Origin of the sequence: Borreliella afzelii, from assembly GCF_014202295.1 — a bacterium.
In the GTDB taxonomy this organism is placed as follows: Bacteria; Spirochaetota; Spirochaetia; order Borreliales; family Borreliaceae; genus Borreliella; species Borreliella afzelii.
Genome location: NZ_JACHGM010000003.1, coordinates 14,011 through 30,736 on the forward strand (window position 1 = coordinate 14,011; position 16,726 = coordinate 30,736).

Sequence of the window (16,726 nt, forward strand, 5' to 3'; positions counted from 1 at the left end):
CGATTGTAAAGGAGGAGCACAGGTGGATATAAAGATAAATAAAAGGAATTTATCTGAGAGTGTTAGAGAAGAAGAACAAGCGCTTATTCATTATAATAAGCTTAAAGAAAAATTAAATATTAATTTTCAAAAAGAAATTTATTGTAAACTAGAAGCAATGAAGGTTTTAAAAGAAATTAAAGATAAAGAATATTATAGGCTAGACAACTATTCTAATTTTGATGATTTTGCAAAAGACTATAGGCTTGCTAGAACTCAAACATATAAGTATCTAAAAATTGCAACAGCAATAGAAGAAGGTTTGATTGAAGAAAAGTATGTAGTTAAAAACGGGATTAATGAGACAATTTGTTTACTTAAAACAAAAGAAAGTCCGAGTTTAAAAAAATCTACCCAAAATCCAATAAAACCACTAAGATTTCAGCTCAAAAAGGAAGAATCTTATTCTTTTTATAAAAAAAATGCTAAGCTTACGAGCTTTCTTTTAGAAAAAATTTTTTTCGAAGAAAAAGATTTTTTATTAAAAATAATTAACGAATTTGAAAGTTCAAGGAATAAACGAAAATGAAATATTTATTTGCAAAACTTAAAAAGTTAGTGTATACTTTATAGGTACAGACTGACACGCAATGTGTCGCTCTTAATATAAGGACCTGTTACCTTAAAGGGTTTATTGGGGATTCTTTAAAAAGAAATTCCAGTAAACCCTTTAATTTTTGATTTAGTGTTTTTATTTTTAAACATTAATTTTAGAAAAATTTAGAAAAGTATTTACAAAACATAATTTTTTTTATACTATAATATTAGTAAAAAACTTATATTAGGGGTTAAGATGAAAAGGCTTAATAAGATTAAAAGGAAAGGATACTACAAGTTTTTAATTAAAATTTTTGCCATTAAAAACAATGGGTTTGAATGGCTTGGTTTTAGCAATATTAAAGATTATTCTTAAACTAAATATTTTCTTATTAAGCTTTTGGATTCTAAATTGAGATTTCTTCTTGCTGTAAGACCATTAAAATATAAAAAATAAAATATTGGATTGTCGATGTTTGCGCAAGTTTAAGAGTATGTCTTTATAAGAGATCTCAAATGTGTGTTCCTTATAAATAAAAATGGAGCAGACATGTTTGATTATTTAAAAATAATATTTAAAAATTGTTTATTTTAAAATATGTGAAAAACAAATTGTGCGTGCAATCACAATTTGTTTTAAGACAAGTTTAATTTTAAATAATAAACATTTTTACAATTTAAAGTTTCAGGAGAATTAAAAAATGTTTATTGAAAAAATATTACAAAACAATAAAGAGCTTTTAAAAGACATTCAGAAGTCCGGGTGTTATTTTTTATCTCTGCACTATTGGATATTTATTTTAACAGGTTTTGATTTTACGGAAAAAGACGTTAATTTAAACTACGAACGGTTTTTAAAATTAGGCTATATTAGAAATGATTGCTATATTTTAAATCCATGTAAAATTCTTAGTTGTTATAAAATATTTTCTCAGGTCAGATATGAAAGTCCGCTTTATTTGCCTGTAGCAGGCAAAGAGTTCGAAATAACAGAGATTAAGCTAAAAGATCAGGTTTTTGTTCATTTTATTGCAATGGATAATAATAAGGTACTTTACGACAGTCTTGATTTAAGGTCTAAAGGAAAGAAATTTGAAATAATATCAAAAAGAATATTTAATTATTTTGTTTGAAAAGAGGAATGTTAGCCAAATTGCATTAGCTTAATAAGGCCAAGCAACTTAAAACCTTTAGATTGCTTGGCTTAGTGTTTCAATTAGGTATGAAAACAGTGTTTATGTAGTAGCATTATTTTTGATTTTTAGTTTGTTTTTCTTTAATGTTTTCCACTTTTGCTTTCATTACTTTTACAATCGCAATTATCCCATTAGCTGTAGTTTTAGGATTTTCTTTAGCGGTATCTTCGACCGCTTGTTTCACTTTCATCCCAATTTTTTCTACTGCTTCTGCGGTTCTGTATATTAAATCATATATTCCTGAGAATTCATCTTCCCCCGCTCCATTTTCTTTAAATGTAATAGTTTCCTCTTCTGTTGCTTTTAGAAATTCGATTGTTAAGTCAGCGACGAGCTTTTTTGCGTCTCTTATTTGAGAGCCCGCCACCTTGCCACCTGTTTGTGTTTCTGTGAACGCGTCTGTATTTACACCAGCGTCTTTAGCTGCTTTTATAGCTTTATCTATTTCATTTGTAATGTCTTTAACTGATGATTCCAATCTAGCTTTTCCTGTTAAACTACATGCTGCTAACAGGCTAGCAAGTAAAGTTAGTGTAAGTATAATTTTATTATATTTAATCATAAAATCCCCTTTTTGAATTTAAATTTTAATAAAAGCATTTAATGCATTAAATTGTAAACATTAGGACGAGCTAAAACGTTATTTTTAGCTAATTCTAATTACAATGTGTTAAGATTTATTTCTTTTTTTTGCCTTTATTACTTTTTCTCTCCTTATTAAGATTTTGTTTTTTCTTAACCTCTTCCATCTTATTTTCTATTTGCACCTTAACCTCAATTAATCTTTCAGATGTGCTTATAGGGTTACATTTAGCTTCCTCTGAAATAAAGTCTTTTAAGCCTTTTATTCCAATCGGTTCTAATGATTCTAAAACTTCAAGCAGTAAGTCAAACAGCTCCAAGAATTGACCACTATTTCCATGTTCTTTAAGTTTTAAAGCCTCTTCTTCTATTCTCTTGAGAAACTTTTCCACTTCATTAATTGCTTGTATTTTTGCTTCTCTTAAAGCTAATCCCCCATTTGTCACTTTAGAACCGGTTTCACTGCTTGTAAAAGCTGCAAAATTTACACCCTTGTCCTCAGCGTCTTTTTTTATTTGTAAAATTTTATTTTTCACATCCTTAGAGGATGATTCAAGCGCTATTTTTGTTTCTTCCATTAATCCAAAATTACAAGCTGTTAATAGAATAGCAAACAGCGCCTCAATTATTAAATTGAACTTTTTCATTTTTTCTATAGTTGTTACCTCCATATTAAAAATAAATAATTTTAAATCTAAATTTTAGCCCACTTTATTAGAAATAAAATAAAATGAATTTTTCAATAAAGGCAAAATAATTTTTGGATTTGTACTGGATGTTAAAATTTTATTTTAAAGTCTATTATTTTAAATTTTATTTTGCCAGGGGGCGTAAATTTGTTTTATCTAAATATAGCAATAATATTATTTGGAGTTATAAGCTAGCTTAAAATGCAGTTTTTAATTTTAAGATTCAATGCCAGTTTGTCAAAATATTATAAATTGGTTATTTTGTAAATGCGATCAAAGATCTAAAAAAAATTAGATCTTTTTAAAAAAAAAGAGAAGCCATGCTCCCGCAATTTACTGGCTTCTCTTTTGACTCTTTTGACTATTTTGATTACTATTTTTTATTAAGGGGTAGTAGAGGTGGAAGCAGAGGCAGGTGCAGCGGGTTTAGAGGGCATAACAGCATCTTTCAAGCCTTTAAAGAATCGCCCTGTTTTATGTGCTCCAGAGACTATTTTATTTTTTCCTCTAATTATTATGTCTAGCAAACTTTCATTAGATGTGTTGTTACCAGCAGCTTCTATTAAGCTTTTTAATGCCTCATTTTGTTCTCTAACAACGATTTCTTTAATTCTTGTTTCTTGTTCTTGAGAAAATCCCCTACTGTCCATATTACAGGATAATATTAGCGCTGGCAATAAAATATATTTTATTTTAAACATTTCTTTCTCCTTTACCATTTATTTTGTTCTATTTAAAAATATAGATCTTTAAATTAAATATTCACAATAAAAACATTTAATTTTTCTTGAGTTTTTAAAAAAACTTAATTAAAATAAAATAATGATATTTAAAAATAGAAAAGAAGAATATATTTTTTTATTTAAAAAAGGTTTAAAAGATTTAGATATTGCTCAAATTCTGGGTGTTGGCGAATCTTTTGTAACAAAAGCACGAAACAAATATTTTAAATCCAATGATTCTGTTTGTAAAAAGAACTTTTTTTCTAGTGATTCAACAATAGAGAATGCTTCTAAAGCATCCTTTAATCAGGACGATTTTGACAATTTGGCGCTATTTGCTATAAAAAAGTCCTTTGAGTTAGAAAATGCTAAAAATGAGACTGAAAGATTATTTTATGAGATAGTTTGTTCTTTTATTGATTCCCATCACAGATATAAAAATCTCAGTTTAAAATCAATAAAAAAAGAGGCATTAATTTTAGACTTAAAAATTAGTAAGCTTCAAAGTGAGATTGAAAGCAATAAAAAAAGAGGCTTTAAAGGTGATGAAGGGCTTGAAATAGAGCTTACTTCCAAGATTAAAAAGAGAGAAGAGCTTGAAAAGGAGCTTATTAACATTTGCATGAGAGAAGATTATGATACCCTTGTTAAACTTAAATCTATTTTAAGTAGTAAGAATTTAAAATTGGAGTAAAATTTGAAATTTTCAAGATCTTTAATCTTTCTCAATCTTCAGAAAAAGTTTAAAAATAAATTTAATATCAATATTTTGGATTATATTAAGCCAAGACCAATCAATATTGGTTTTAAAGATTTTGAAAACCAATATTTAACCACTAAGCAGAAAGAAGTGCTTTTTGACATAGAAAGTCATACTTATTCAAAAGTAATATTTAGTGGCGGGATTGCAAGTGGTAAGACATTTTTAGCCTCATATTTGCTTATTAAAAAGCTTATTGAAAACAAATCTTTTTATGAGCAAGATACTAATAATTTTATTATAGGCAATTCTATTGGTTTGTTAATGACAAATACTATAAAGCAAATAGAAAAGATTTGCGGGCTATTAGGAATTGATTATCAGAAAAAGAAAAGCGGGCAATCTTTTTGTAAAATAGCAGGGCTTGAGCTTAATATTTATGGGGGTAAAAACAGAGATGCTTTTTCTAAGATTCGAGGGGGCAATAGTGCAATAATTTATGTAAATGAAGCAACAGTAATCCACAAAGAAACTTTGCTTGAGGTAATGAAAAGGCTTAGAAAGGGCAAATCAATTATTATTTTTGATACAAATCCCGAAAGCCCAGCACATTATTTTAAAACAGACTATATTGAAAATACAGATGTTTTTAAAACATATAATTTTACAACGTATGACAACCCTTTAAATTCAGCAGATTTTATTGAAACCCAGGAGAAGCTTTACAAACATTTTCCTGCTTATAAGGCCCGAGTACTTTATGGAGAGTGGGTGTTAAATGAATCTTCATTGTTTAATGAAATGATTTTTAACCAAGATTATGAATTTAAAAGTCCAATAATGTACATTGATCCTGCATTCTCAGTAGGTGGGGACAATACAGCTGTTTGTGTTTTAGAACGCACTTTTGATAAGTTTTATGCATATATTTATCAAAGCCAAAAACCAATAAGTGATAGCTTAATGCTTAGCTCTATTCAAGTTTTAATAGAAAATTTCAATGTAAATACGGTTTATATTGAGGAGAGAGATAGTACCAAAGGGGATGGAATTTTGACCAAAACAATTCTTTTTCTAAGAAATAAGAGTTTTTGTTATTTTAGAGTTGCGCCAATAAAACCCTTGAGCAATAAGTTTAAAAGAATATGTGCTTTAATTCCTTTGTTTGAAAGCCGCAAAATAGAATTTTTAAAAATAGTAAGCAAAAATGTAATAGCTGATATTTACAGCTACAAAGGCGACGGCAAAACAAAAGATGATGCACTCGATTCTCTTGCAAATTCTTATCTTCTTTTAACATTAAATTATAAAGAAAAATTATTACATTTTGGAAAGTTTAAATATTTATAATTTGATCTAAATTTTTAGTTATTAATTTAAGTTTGTAATTAACAACCATTTTAAAATTTTTTATTTTTCGTACTCTCTTTGATTAAAATTGGCTTTGCCCCAAGCTAAGGTAAGATTAAATAAATTTAAAATAATTAAATATTTTTTTAAAAAAATTGCAATTTTTTTAAAAAAAACAAGGCCAAAATTAAATATTTTAAAATCTTTGAAAAATTAATTTTTAATTTAATTGTTTGGTAAATTTTATTTACATGAATTATAATTGAATTTCTATAAATTCTTATTTTAAGGAGTTGTTATGAAAAACAGATTTTTTTTTATATATTTATCATCAGCTTTAGTTTTTTTGTTTAGCTGTAATGGTTTTTTGACACTTGAAAGCAAAGAAAGATCAAGCTTTACAGATAAACAAAGAATAAGTATTTTAGAGACCATCAAAAACCACTATAATGGCGACTCTGAAAAAATAGCTAGAGTTGACAAATATTTTGATCGATTAGAGGATTCTCAAAAAGATGTTTTTTTACAATTGTTTTCGGCTGGATTTGACTATATAAACTCTAAAGAATCAGAACCTAAAGAATCAGCAAATAGAAGAGCTAATTTAGATGCTTTAAAAAGTAATTTTGAATCCAAACTAAAACAGCTTAATTACACAGAAGAAGATTTTAATAAATTGGTAGACGACTTTAATGAGTTTGTTGATCCTAAGCCCACTTCTTAGCAGAATATATTTAATTTAAGAAAATTTAAACAAGTTGATTATAAAAATGTATTATTTAATAGTTTTGATAATTTAAAAAGACCAATTAGGCATTTTTTATCTATTCAAATTGTATTTCAAGGGGAGAGAAATATGAGAATGGCCTTTTTACTTTTTTTTTTAATATGGCTTTTTGGTTGTAGTTCTTTTAATGCGCACAATAAAGATTCATTAGCATCCCATAATAAGGAGAAAACCTCTAATTATAACAGAGAATATTATCAGAGGAACAGAGAAAAACTTAAATTAAGAGCAAGAGAGCGATATCGTAGAAATAGAAGGAATTAAATTAAATATAAAGAATTAAACTTATTAAAAATTTAAAAGTAATTTTAATATTAAGCAATATATTTAAGTTGATTGGTGAATTTATGTAAAAGATAGATGTGTTAAATATTTAGAATATTTTATGGTTTTGAAATAAATTGAATTTTAATTAGGAGAATATACATGAAGAGATATATTTATGTGTATATATTGGTAATAATAGTAAATTCTTGTTATTTAAATGATTTTTCTAGTATGAATAAAAGTAGCCTTAATAAATATGATTTAAATTTTAATAAACTTTCTTTACCTGAAAGAGAAAGTGCTATTTTAAAAGTTCAAAGAAAATTTAAAAGTCTTAATGATAAAATAAGCTCTAGAATTTCTAATTATAATGAGATTAAGGTTAGTAATTTCTTTAACGAATCTAATGAACAAAAAATTAATCTTTTAAATAAAATATTAGAGATTTTAAAAGTACAGCACGGTTTAATGGAAAAAAGTAGTAATAGTATAAGCAAACTTAACATGTCAAGTGGAGGTAATTATACTGTTTTTGATCCACAGCCAGAATTACGACTTTTAAATCAAAAATATTCAGATATAGATGAAAAATTAAAAGAAATATGCAATTACATTCTTAGTAACAATGTTGACTTTAATGAGGTTTTAAAAGATCTAACTTCTTTGAAAGAGAGCTCTTTAGCACTAATGCAAAAATAAGTTTTAATTTATTAATTTTTAAAGGCTCATTTTTAAAAAACCTTTAAAAAAATAGAGCCATTTTTTTGACTCTATTTTTTAAAAATCATTTAATCTTCTAAAGGTTTTATTTCTGATAGGGCAAATCTTTCTGAATTGTTGGTGTTCCACCCCGTCCATTTATCATTTCTAAAAAGATAGTTTCCCGCAGCGCTGTATATTGGAATTACTGGGTAATCATTTTCAATAATTATTTCTTCAGCCTTTTTAAACAATTCTAATCTGATTTTTTCATCCACTTCAAACTTAGATTTACTTATCAGTTCGTTAAGCTCAGGATTTGAATATCCGTAAGATGAAAAATGAGTGTTTTCAGTTTCAAACATATTAAAGAATGCCATGGGATCTAAATAATCTCCTTGCCAGGACCTTATTGAGATCTCATACTGTCCTTTTAAAATGTTTGATACGTAATTATTCCATGTTTCAGGCTCAGTTTCTATATCAATATTTAAAACTTTTTTCCATTGGCTTTGAATAAAATTAGCAATTTCCTTTCTAAGGTCATTTTTATTATATTTTATTGTAAGGGTTGGAAATTTTTTTCCATCCGGATATCCAGCTTCGGCTAAAAGTTTTTCTGCTTTTCGTGGGTTGTATAGTTTTAATTTTTTCCCATAATTATAATTATTAATATTAGGAACCATTTTTCTTGTTGCTTTAAAGTTATTATCAAGCACTCTGTAAACCAATGTTTCTCTGTCAATCGCAAGAGACAATGCTTCTCTTACTTTTGGATTGTTAAGAGGTTTAACATTTGTGTTTAATGAAAGAAACCCAATTTGGTTAATGTCAGTTGAATAAAAGTCTTCTCTTAAGATAAGCTCATTAATAAGGCTTAAGGGGATGTTGTTAAAAATAGCATCTATTTCGTTGTGTTCATACATGCTGTAAATTCTGCGGGCGTCGTTTATAGTAACAAATGTAAGCTCACTAATAGCAACGTTTGCAGCATCATAAAATTTTTTATTCTTTTCAAGAGATATTTCTTCGTTTAAGATTCTTCTTTTTAGTTTAAAAGGCCCGCTTGTGACCATGTTTTCTGCGCTTGTCCATTTATTTCCAAACTTTTTAATAATATGGATAGGAACAGGCATAAATATTGGGTTTGTAAGTATATCAAGAAAATATGTTGTTGGTTGAGAAAGAGTTATTTCTAAAGTTTTCTCATTAATTACTTTTATTCCAACTTCATCTGGATTTAATTTTGTTTCGTAAAATTCTTTTGCATTTTTTATTTTTGATGTTAATAGGCTAATATTTGGCAGGCTCTCTTCAGTTTCTAAGGCCATTATGTATGAGCTTTTAATAGTATCTGCTGTTATTTTAACACCATCACTCCAATAAATGTCGTCTCTTAAATGGAATATATAGCAAGTGTTATCGTGAGAAATTTCCCAGTTTTTTGCAAGTCCTGGTCTGTATCCACCTGTTTTAGGATCTCCTCTTAAAAGTCCAATAAATAGTTCATTTATAATTAAAGTGCCAAATTTATCACTACAAAACTGCGGATCAAGTGTTGTTGGTTCGTTTCCAATTCCAACTCCAAAGATAAAATCATCTTTTGTTTTAGAAATTGTACACGAGTTTACAAATATAATTAACAGCGTTAAAAGTGGGATTTTTTTTTTGTTCATAATTATAAGCTCCTCTCTTTATTGTCAATAATTAATTTATTTTATAGCAAATTATATTGCAATATATTTTTTTAAAATACATTTTACATTTTTGTTAAATATCTTAAAAGGTTTGTTTGGTTTTTTTGGTTATTAATTTAAACGTTTTCAGTTTAATTAAGATGCAATTGAATCTAAAAAGAGCAAAAGAGAATATTCTTTTTTAAAGAAAAAAAAAGATTAATTGGGTTTAAAACTACAAATAGGGCCTTAAGGCCCTATTTGTAGTTTTAAAGAAGTTTTCAATGAATTGTTAATTTATAACAATAAACAAGTATATATCTCACTATAGTTTTTTTCAAATAAAATTTAGACTTTTATTTTGGGCCTTAGAACTTTTGTAAGAAATAAAATTTAAGTTTTGATTATTTTATTTTTAATAGCAAAGAACAAAATTAATCAGGGTGATTTTTTGTATTGTTTGATAATGTTGAAAAATGAACTATAATGGCGACTTATTTCATGGGAGGTTTTAATGAAAGGAATAAGTATTTTATCATTACTATTATTGGCATTTTCTTGCAAACAATATGGTAGTGTTAAGGCACTCACAGAAATTGCTTCTGATTCTGGAGATAATAATTCTCTTGTCGTTAGTGATAATTTAGCAGCTAAAGAGCTGATTGCCGAAAAAGGGCCTACTTTAACATCACAGGAATCTGAAAGATTAGAGGCTTTAAAAACCTTTTTAAAAGACGCAATGGGTGTTAATGGTAAAACAGGCGATACAAAAGCCGAGTACGACAAATCTTATAAAGAATTTTTTGATTGGCTTTCTAAGGATGTTAACAAACAAAAAGAGTTTGTAAGTTGTTTTAACAATATTTGTGGCATTGTTACTAAAGCAGTAGATGCAAGCAAGCAAAGGTATAAGGGCAATCAACAATCCTTAGGTTTTAATGAATATGTTTGTTATGATATTAAAACCAGAACTGGAGATGATTTAAGTTTGTTTTTCCAAAAAGTAGCTGATGCATTTGGTACTGAAGAGTACAAAAAGAAAGATGAGGATAATGATGAGAATAATCAAAAGCCTGAGAAATGCAATGAAGAGATTTTCAAAGTAATCAAAAGAGTGTTTACAGAAAGTGATAGTAATAATGAATTGAGAGATTTGAAAAATTTAAATAGTTATAATTTAAAGAGTAATAAATAGGAATGTTTAACATTTGAGGTATGTTTTATATAAAAGGCAGGTTCTAATGAGAACTTGTCTTTTTTGTGCTTTAAGAGACTTTTGAAGTACCTTTTCAAGGTTGTATCTTTTTAGGTTATGGGTGATAATAACAACGCAAAGAGTAATTTTCAAGATTTTAAATTTAATAATGTTGAATTTGCCAAAGAATTATCAACGCAAGTTATCAAGGCTTCTTTAACAATAGAGGCCAATTTAAATAAAATTTTAAAGACAAAAAATTTGGATGATGCTTGCTTAAAGGCCGAAAACTCAAAATTAAAACTTATTTCTACGGTTAAGCTAGCTAAAAAACTAAACAACCATTTACTCTTAGAATTTGATAAAATTCCTTTTGATTTTGATATTCCCATAACATTTAGCATTGTTGACAAGATTTTAAAAGTATTTTATTGGACAATAGTCAATTTTGATTCTCATACTGTAAATGAAATTGAATTAATAGGGTTAAAAGAGCTGGAGTTTTTATATGAAGAGGAAGAAGGAATGAAATCTGCAGAAGAAGAGATTAGTAATATTAAAAATCTTAAAGAAAGAGAATTTCTTTCCGGGTTGCTTTTAGTTATGAAATTTACATTTCAAGCAGACAAAGCCTTAATAAAAGCAATCAAGGCGTCTCTTTTAGCAACGGCATTTATTGCTCAACGGGGAATAGAAGGCAAGCAGATTTTATTTTTTTATATTTAATGTATATTGGTTTGATTTTCAAATGTGTTTAAATATTAAAAGGTAGAGAACTGGCTCTCTACCTTTTTAATATTTATTGGGATTGGATAAAGTATTAATTTATTTTCTTTTTAATATCAATTTATAATGTTCATCTTTTAACAATGCGTGTAACAGTAAAGAGAATATTTTGTAAATTTTTACTTATATTCTTAAATTAATATTAGCATAAATATGCTAAAACGTATTAGTTTTTTATAAAATTTTAAATGAATTTTGATATTTAAATCATATACATAAATATTATTTGATAATTCATATTAAATAATAATAATTTGCACAAAAGACAGTTTTTGATATAATAATATTTAATGATATTTAAAAAAATGATTGATGAATTTAAAATGGAAATAAAAAACAATAAATCCAAAATTAATCCTGTTGATGTTTACCGGTATTCAATTTTTTTTAGGAATTACATAGACAGTACAGCAGAAGATGCGCTGAAAAATGGAATTAATTTAAGCTTACTTGAAACTTCTTGTTTAAAAGAAGGTAGAGATTTTCTTTCAAGCTTAAAGGTGGAATTAAAAGAAGCTCTTCTTGAAGCAATGATAAGCTATAGATTTAATGGAGCAGGTTATATTTTAGTAAAACCCAAAGGTGAGGATGAAGATTTAAGTAAAAAAGTTAACAACGAATTACCTACGGGGTTTAAATATTTAGATTTTCAAAAGATTGTTAACAAAAGAGAATCTGAGTACATAGAATATTTCTCCAGTTCAAAAGACTTAGATGGTGTTAATGAGAAGGCAAGGGTTGTAAAAATAGATAAAAGTAGAGTAATAATTTATGAAAACTATGATTATGTTTTAGGTTCACACGAACCCTCTTATACACAAAGTTTACTTCTTAATATTTGTCTTTTAGAACAAATTTATTTAGAGATAGAAAAAAGAATAAGAAATTATAATTTTTTGTTCTACAAAGACGAGCATTTAGTAGGGCTTGTTGAATCTTTAGAGCTTGCAAAAGAAGAAATTAGCGTTTTAGCAAACAATAATAAAGGCATATTTTCCACCTTTTTTAAAGGTCAAGATTCAAACAAAAGTTGCTCAGCATTAAGTAGCGCTTCTGAGCAGCTTACCAGAGAGCTTAGCAAGATTAAAAGCACCCTAAACAATGATGGAATTTTTTATACAGCATCAGAGAATGCACGCCTAGAAGTAATAAAATATGATTTAGAGTTTTTAAAAGACGCATTTGAACTTGTTAAAGCAAAAATTGGTGCTGATACTAAAGAGCCGCTTACTAGAAGTTTTAATGAGCAGGTCAAAGGACTTGGCAGCAGTGGCAAGGGAGACAAAAGCAATTATTACGACTATTTAAAAGGCGTACAAGAATCTGTTGCTAATGCGTGCAATCTTAAGCTTAACAAATATTACCGATTAAATATGAAGTTTAACGAGCTTGAAGTTTTAAGCTATGAGCAAAGACTTGAGAGGGACAATTTACTTCTTGATGTTTATTGCAAATATTTAGAGTTAATTAAAAATGAAAATCTAAGTCACAAGGCAAGAGAAAATTTAAAAGAACAATTAAGTTTAGTTATTTAAAAGGAGTAATTATGGAAGAAATGGCTTCAAGTATAGATTACAAAACTAAAAGCGACCAAGAAGATTCAAAAAAGTTAAGTTTAAACAATGAAGTTTTAAATAATGCTTTGCTTGAGGAGTTTTTAGAATATAAAAATCTTAAAAGCGCCAATAATAATTCAATCAGTTTTTCTCACAATGATCTAAGAGAATCTGTTGAGATAAATAAACTTGCAAATGATAATTTAAGTTTTGAGTATAATACAGAAAATCTTTTAGCAAAAGGGTATTCTTTTAAAGAAGTTGTAAAAGGCCAAGCCGAAGAACTTATTAGAAAGTATGTAAAAGCAACTCAAATCTTAGCAATAGCTGGAACTAACAATCTTGATGAGATTGACTTATCGTCTCGTGCAATACTAATAAGGGTTGCAAAGACCAATATTGATCAGAATAAGAATGCTGAAAATTCATACAAAATAATAAATTTTCAAAGAACAAACTTAAATCAAAAAAACAATTTAAGAAACAAAAATGCTTTTTTTAGTACACATCATGATTTAAGAAAAGCAATGTTTAACGAATGGGAAGAGCTTAAGCGTGAATTTTATTGTAATAAAAAAGTATTAGCTTAAATTTTTGCAATTTAAGCTTTTAATAAAAAATTAATTTAAAAAAGGAGATTATTAATGAGTGATTCAGTTGATTTTAAAAAAGAGATAGAAAAACTAAAAGCATCAAAAGTAGAACTTGAGAGTCAGCTTGAAAGTTTAAAAAAAAATCAAGCTCAAAAAATTGTTTTAGACAAATTACAAAGTGTTAATGCTAACAGTTGCCCTGTGTTTGAGAGCAATTCTAAGTTTCAAGATGAGGGATTTTATTTTGCTCAAAAAGGCGGACTTAAGAGATCTTCTGCTGATAAGTTTGAAAATTACCAAGCTCAAGATTTTTGCTACAAATGTGGGGTTAAGCTTATTGTTAATGGTTCACATTTGCAAATAGCAAGAGGCGGCGGCAGTGATCTTTATGGGGTTTGTGTTGACTTTGATGATTTTTCAAGAACCGGGACAGTTGTTCCAATAACTTGTAGTTTTGAATGTGTTTTGATTGCTAAAGATAAAACAATTAAAGCAGGAGATAAATTAATAATAAACAGCGAAGGGTTTTTAGAAAAAGCTTTTGAGAATGCATCAATTATTCACGCTTTAGCATTAGGATCTGCTGAAGAATTTAAAGACAAAAGAGATGTTTATGGTGTTAGAGTTCTTTTTTTGGTCAAGCAAATAAAAGATGCAATTTAAAATAGGAGAATTTAAAATGGATGAGAGTATATTAAATAACGATGAGTATGTAAACGTAGTAAGGGATGTTTTAGTGCAGGAGTGCCCAATTCCGGAATATTATCATTTTTTAGATTCACAGCAAATAGAAAGCAGTAATATTTCTCTTGGAAGCGATAGAATTATCAAGTGGTATTCTAATTTAACAGACATTCCCACACTAAAGGTTAATGATTTTAACACAGTCTCAACAATAAAGTTTCAAAGACAAATAGTAAAAATCAATTATTTACCTTTTCAGTATGCATTTACGTACTATGCACCAGACGGGAAAGTTAGTGTAGAGGCAAACACAAATATTAACATGAGAGAAGGACTACTAGGAGCAATAATTGAGATACAAAAGTTAATGAGTGCTCATTATTTAAAGGGCGGACTTGCACTCTCAAAAGGCAATAAAAGAACGCTTCTTGTTGATGAGTCTAACAATGAAACTATGTACGGACTTTTGAATTTGCCAAATCAAATAGATAAAACAGTTAAACAGACAAACATATTAGATCAAATAAAATCAATAAATGATGATCTTGGAAAGATTAATTTAGAAGATGAGAGAAAAGTGCCTTTTAAAATACTTACAACTAGTAAAATCAAAGGTCGTTTACTTGAGAGGCTCCCAAACAATAATTATTCATACAAGGACATGCTTTTTGATTTTATAAGTGCAATTAATAATGATGCAAATATTGAGCTTGAGACTACAAATTTATTAGACGATGAAATTTTAATATATCCAAGAAGCAGTAAACTACTACTTTTGAGAGACGGTCACCAGCCGATATTAAATTCATACACAGAAATCTCAAGTAGCAATTTTAGAACAAGTTTTCTTGACTTTTCTATTGGAACAATTTTGGCAACAAAAAATTCAATCCTTAGAATAAAATTGAGCTAAAAATGAATGAAAGCAAAATCGATACTGATCAGGTTCTCAGCACAAAGTTAAAAACTCTAGATAGCGAAAATCTAAGCCCAGCTTTACAAACAGTATATGAGCAAATACTTGAGCTTTTAATGCTTGACTTTAAAGATCTAAGCATTAAAGAATTTTCTTTGTATTTAAATTTACTTGAAAATATTTTAATTCTTAAGCGAATAAGAATTAAAAGCTTAAATGATTCTACAATGTTTGTTTTAATTTATTATTTTATTGGCTGTGAGTTAAAAAAACGAAACAGATTAAAAGGTTTTAATTTAAATAGCATCAAGTCTGAAAAATTTAAAGAGATATCATTAGAATATTTTCCCACAACGCTTAGTGGTAAAAGTTGTGGGGGGGATTTTTGTGAATATTTAGATAGTTTAATAGAAGAGTTAAGAGTAAAAGACTCTTTAATAGGAGTAGTTAAGTGAAGTCTTTAGAAATGAAATCTTTAGAGATGATTAATTTGGGTTTAAGTAATATTATAAAAACATATTCACAAGATCTTTTTTTTTGTAAATTTAGAACAATCAAAGATCCAATGAATGCATCTTATGAAACCAGATTTCAAAGTTCTGATACTGTTGCTTTTAAAGGCATGTTTTTATTAATAAGTCCAGAAGAAGTAGTTGAGATTGAAGGTGTAAATATTTTTGACAAAAATAGTTATGCCAAGGTGTATACTCTTGAGAATTTTGAATTTGAGTGTGGAGATTTGATTAAGGCCCATGATGATTTTTATTCGATCTTAGGGGTTCAAAAGAGCTACAAAGAAGGTTTAAATTACAACACGCTAGTTTTAAGGAGTTCTTGTTGAGTATAAAAATTAGATTTAAAGACATTTATTCTTTTAACACAGAAAATAGTGTTAATATTAAATCGGAAGAACTTGAGAAAGAGATTACTTTTAAATTAGCAAAGGTTGCGTACAAAGAGTTTTATTCTAATATTGTTTCAAACAAGGGAATAAAAACTGCTTTTAGGAAATCTATTAACAAAGGGCTTGTTGAAATAAAAGATCAGTTTAGAGTTTTTTGTAAGAATTATTTACTTAGCAGGCAAGGCCTGCAGTCAAAAAGAGCTTTTAATACTAAAGAATTTAAAAATTTGATTAACAATATTGAAAAGCTTAATCTTTTAAAAAATAAAACAAAAGGACAGTTATGATTGTAGGACTAAATGAATCTGTACAGTTTTTAATAAAAATACTTACAAAATTTAAAGAGTATTTAGATCTTAAAGAAATAGAATTAGAAATCCTAAATACCTACAACCACCCTTATTTAGAAAAGTTTGCTACAAATACCAGCAATTTAATTGTATTAAAAAGCGAATCTTTTGAAGGGCTTACTCCTAGAAATCTAAGGGGTAGAAATTTCTGTAAAACATCTAATGAGTTTAGATTAAGGTTTTCGCTTTATTTTTTGAGTTTTACGGTATTAAAAGCTTACAAACATTCTTATGAGAGTGTATGCAGAGTGTATGAGCACTTTTTAGAATTTTTACATGAGAATAGATTTAGGTTTGAATTTACAAAAGAGCTTGATAATGTTTCTTATTTGCTTTTAACTTATTATCTTTCTTCGATTAGTGATTTAAATAATGATGGGCTACTTGGTGTTTCGAATATGAGGAGCAATATGTGTTTTAGTTTTAATCAGATTTTTGTTGCAAACATACAGGTTTTAAAACAAGAGAGATAAATATTTAAAAAATAAAAAATTTAAA

At 27.5% G+C, this 16,726-nt stretch carries 20 protein-coding genes; 16 read left to right on the forward strand and 4 right to left on the reverse strand.

Translation table 11 applies throughout. The features are described 5' to 3' along the window. The first annotated feature begins 22 nt into the window (after positions 1-22). Both HNP63_RS04360 and HNP63_RS04365 read left to right on the forward strand, forming a co-directional pair. Positions 23-568 (forward strand): chromosome replication/partitioning protein, encoded by a 546-nt coding sequence (locus HNP63_RS04360; protein WP_011703782.1) that lies wholly within the window; start codon positions 23-25, stop codon positions 566-568. 709 nt (positions 569-1,277) lie between these two features. Beyond that, positions 1,278-1,709, forward strand: a complete 432-nt coding sequence (locus HNP63_RS04365) for a DUF261 domain-containing protein (protein WP_012615061.1) — start codon at positions 1,278-1,280, stop codon at positions 1,707-1,709. Positions 1,710-1,824: 115 nt separating this feature from the next. Here HNP63_RS04365 and dbpA read toward each other — a convergent pair whose 3' ends face one another. From dbpA to HNP63_RS04380, 3 genes are all read right to left on the reverse strand, one after another. Next, positions 1,825-2,334, reverse strand: a complete 510-nt coding sequence (gene dbpA, locus HNP63_RS04370; protein ID WP_183227308.1) for a decorin-binding protein DbpA — start codon at positions 2,332-2,334, stop codon at positions 1,825-1,827. Between the two features lie 115 nt (positions 2,335-2,449). Then, positions 2,450-3,001: a decorin-binding protein DbpB gene (dbpB, locus tag HNP63_RS04375; RefSeq protein ID WP_183227310.1), complete on the reverse strand. Its 552-nt coding sequence runs from the start codon at positions 2,999-3,001 to the stop codon at positions 2,450-2,452. Between the two features lie 425 nt (positions 3,002-3,426). Then, complete coding sequence (locus tag HNP63_RS04380; RefSeq protein WP_011703787.1) at positions 3,427-3,744, reverse strand: hypothetical protein; 318 nt, start codon at positions 3,742-3,744, stop codon at positions 3,427-3,429. Between the two features lie 121 nt (positions 3,745-3,865). Between HNP63_RS04380 and HNP63_RS04385 the strand changes: the two genes are divergently transcribed. The 4 genes from HNP63_RS04385 to HNP63_RS04400 all read left to right on the forward strand — a co-directional run bounded on the left by HNP63_RS04385 (position 3,866) and on the right by HNP63_RS04400 (position 7,568). Further along, the gene (locus HNP63_RS04385; protein ID WP_183227312.1) at positions 3,866-4,459 is read left to right on the forward strand and encodes a hypothetical protein; all 594 of its coding nucleotides are present in this window, start codon (positions 3,866-3,868) and stop codon (positions 4,457-4,459) included. A 3-nt stretch (positions 4,460-4,462) separates the two neighbouring features. Continuing rightward, complete coding sequence (locus tag HNP63_RS04390) at positions 4,463-5,815, forward strand: PBSX family phage terminase large subunit (protein WP_048830754.1); 1,353 nt, start codon at positions 4,463-4,465, stop codon at positions 5,813-5,815. Positions 5,816-6,113: 298 nt separating this feature from the next. Further along, positions 6,114-6,539: a hypothetical protein gene (locus tag HNP63_RS04395; RefSeq protein ID WP_183227314.1), complete on the forward strand. Its 426-nt coding sequence runs from the start codon at positions 6,114-6,116 to the stop codon at positions 6,537-6,539. Between the two features lie 489 nt (positions 6,540-7,028). Beyond that, on the forward strand, positions 7,029-7,568 hold the full coding sequence (locus tag HNP63_RS04400; RefSeq protein ID WP_012615048.1) for a hypothetical protein: 540 nt from the start codon (positions 7,029-7,031) through the stop codon (positions 7,566-7,568). 89 nt (positions 7,569-7,657) lie between these two features. Here the strand turns inward: HNP63_RS04400 and HNP63_RS04405 are convergent, their stop codons facing one another. Beyond that, complete coding sequence (locus tag HNP63_RS04405) at positions 7,658-9,244, reverse strand: peptide ABC transporter substrate-binding protein (RefSeq protein WP_012615045.1); 1,587 nt, start codon at positions 9,242-9,244, stop codon at positions 7,658-7,660. Between the two features lie 514 nt (positions 9,245-9,758). On the opposite strand from HNP63_RS04405, the gene HNP63_RS04410 reads away from it, so the two are divergent. The 10 genes from HNP63_RS04410 to HNP63_RS04455 all read left to right on the forward strand — a co-directional run bounded on the left by HNP63_RS04410 (position 9,759) and on the right by HNP63_RS04455 (position 16,701). After that, complete coding sequence (locus tag HNP63_RS04410; protein ID WP_183227315.1) at positions 9,759-10,439, forward strand: hypothetical protein; 681 nt, start codon at positions 9,759-9,761, stop codon at positions 10,437-10,439. 117 nt (positions 10,440-10,556) lie between these two features. Then, positions 10,557-11,165, forward strand: a complete 609-nt coding sequence (locus HNP63_RS04415) for a hypothetical protein (protein WP_011703796.1) — start codon at positions 10,557-10,559, stop codon at positions 11,163-11,165. Positions 11,166-11,530: 365 nt separating this feature from the next. Beyond that, a complete protein-coding gene (locus HNP63_RS04420) occupies positions 11,531-12,760 on the forward strand; it encodes a phage portal protein (RefSeq protein WP_183227316.1) in 1,230 nt (409 codons plus the stop codon). Between the two features lie 11 nt (positions 12,761-12,771). After that, positions 12,772-13,371, forward strand: coding sequence for a DUF1357 family protein (locus tag HNP63_RS04425; RefSeq protein WP_044052378.1), 600 nt, complete (start codon positions 12,772-12,774; stop codon positions 13,369-13,371). A gap of 54 nt (positions 13,372-13,425) precedes the next feature. Beyond that, on the forward strand, positions 13,426-14,037 hold the full coding sequence (locus HNP63_RS04430; protein WP_011703799.1) for a DUF228 domain-containing protein: 612 nt from the start codon (positions 13,426-13,428) through the stop codon (positions 14,035-14,037). A 16-nt stretch (positions 14,038-14,053) separates the two neighbouring features. Continuing rightward, positions 14,054-14,971 carry a hypothetical protein gene (locus HNP63_RS04435; protein WP_011703800.1) on the forward strand — a complete coding sequence of 306 codons (918 nt, stop codon included), beginning with the start codon at positions 14,054-14,056 and terminating at the stop codon, positions 14,969-14,971. 2 nt (positions 14,972-14,973) lie between these two features. After that, positions 14,974-15,429: a DUF3890 domain-containing protein gene (locus tag HNP63_RS04440; protein ID WP_011703801.1), complete on the forward strand. Its 456-nt coding sequence runs from the start codon at positions 14,974-14,976 to the stop codon at positions 15,427-15,429. Next, positions 15,426-15,815 carry a DUF1506 family protein gene (locus HNP63_RS04445; protein WP_373477043.1) on the forward strand — a complete coding sequence of 130 codons (390 nt, stop codon included), beginning with the start codon at positions 15,426-15,428 and terminating at the stop codon, positions 15,813-15,815. The genes HNP63_RS04440 and HNP63_RS04445 overlap by 4 nt, the downstream gene beginning before the upstream one ends. Further along, positions 15,812-16,165: a hypothetical protein gene (locus HNP63_RS04450; protein WP_011703803.1), complete on the forward strand. Its 354-nt coding sequence runs from the start codon at positions 15,812-15,814 to the stop codon at positions 16,163-16,165. Before HNP63_RS04445 ends, HNP63_RS04450 begins: the two co-directional genes overlap by 4 nt. Next, entirely contained in the window at positions 16,162-16,701 is a 540-nt protein-coding gene (locus tag HNP63_RS04455; protein ID WP_183227318.1) for a DUF764 family protein, read from the forward strand. Before HNP63_RS04450 ends, HNP63_RS04455 begins: the two co-directional genes overlap by 4 nt. The last annotated feature ends 25 nt before the right edge of the window (positions 16,702-16,726 follow it).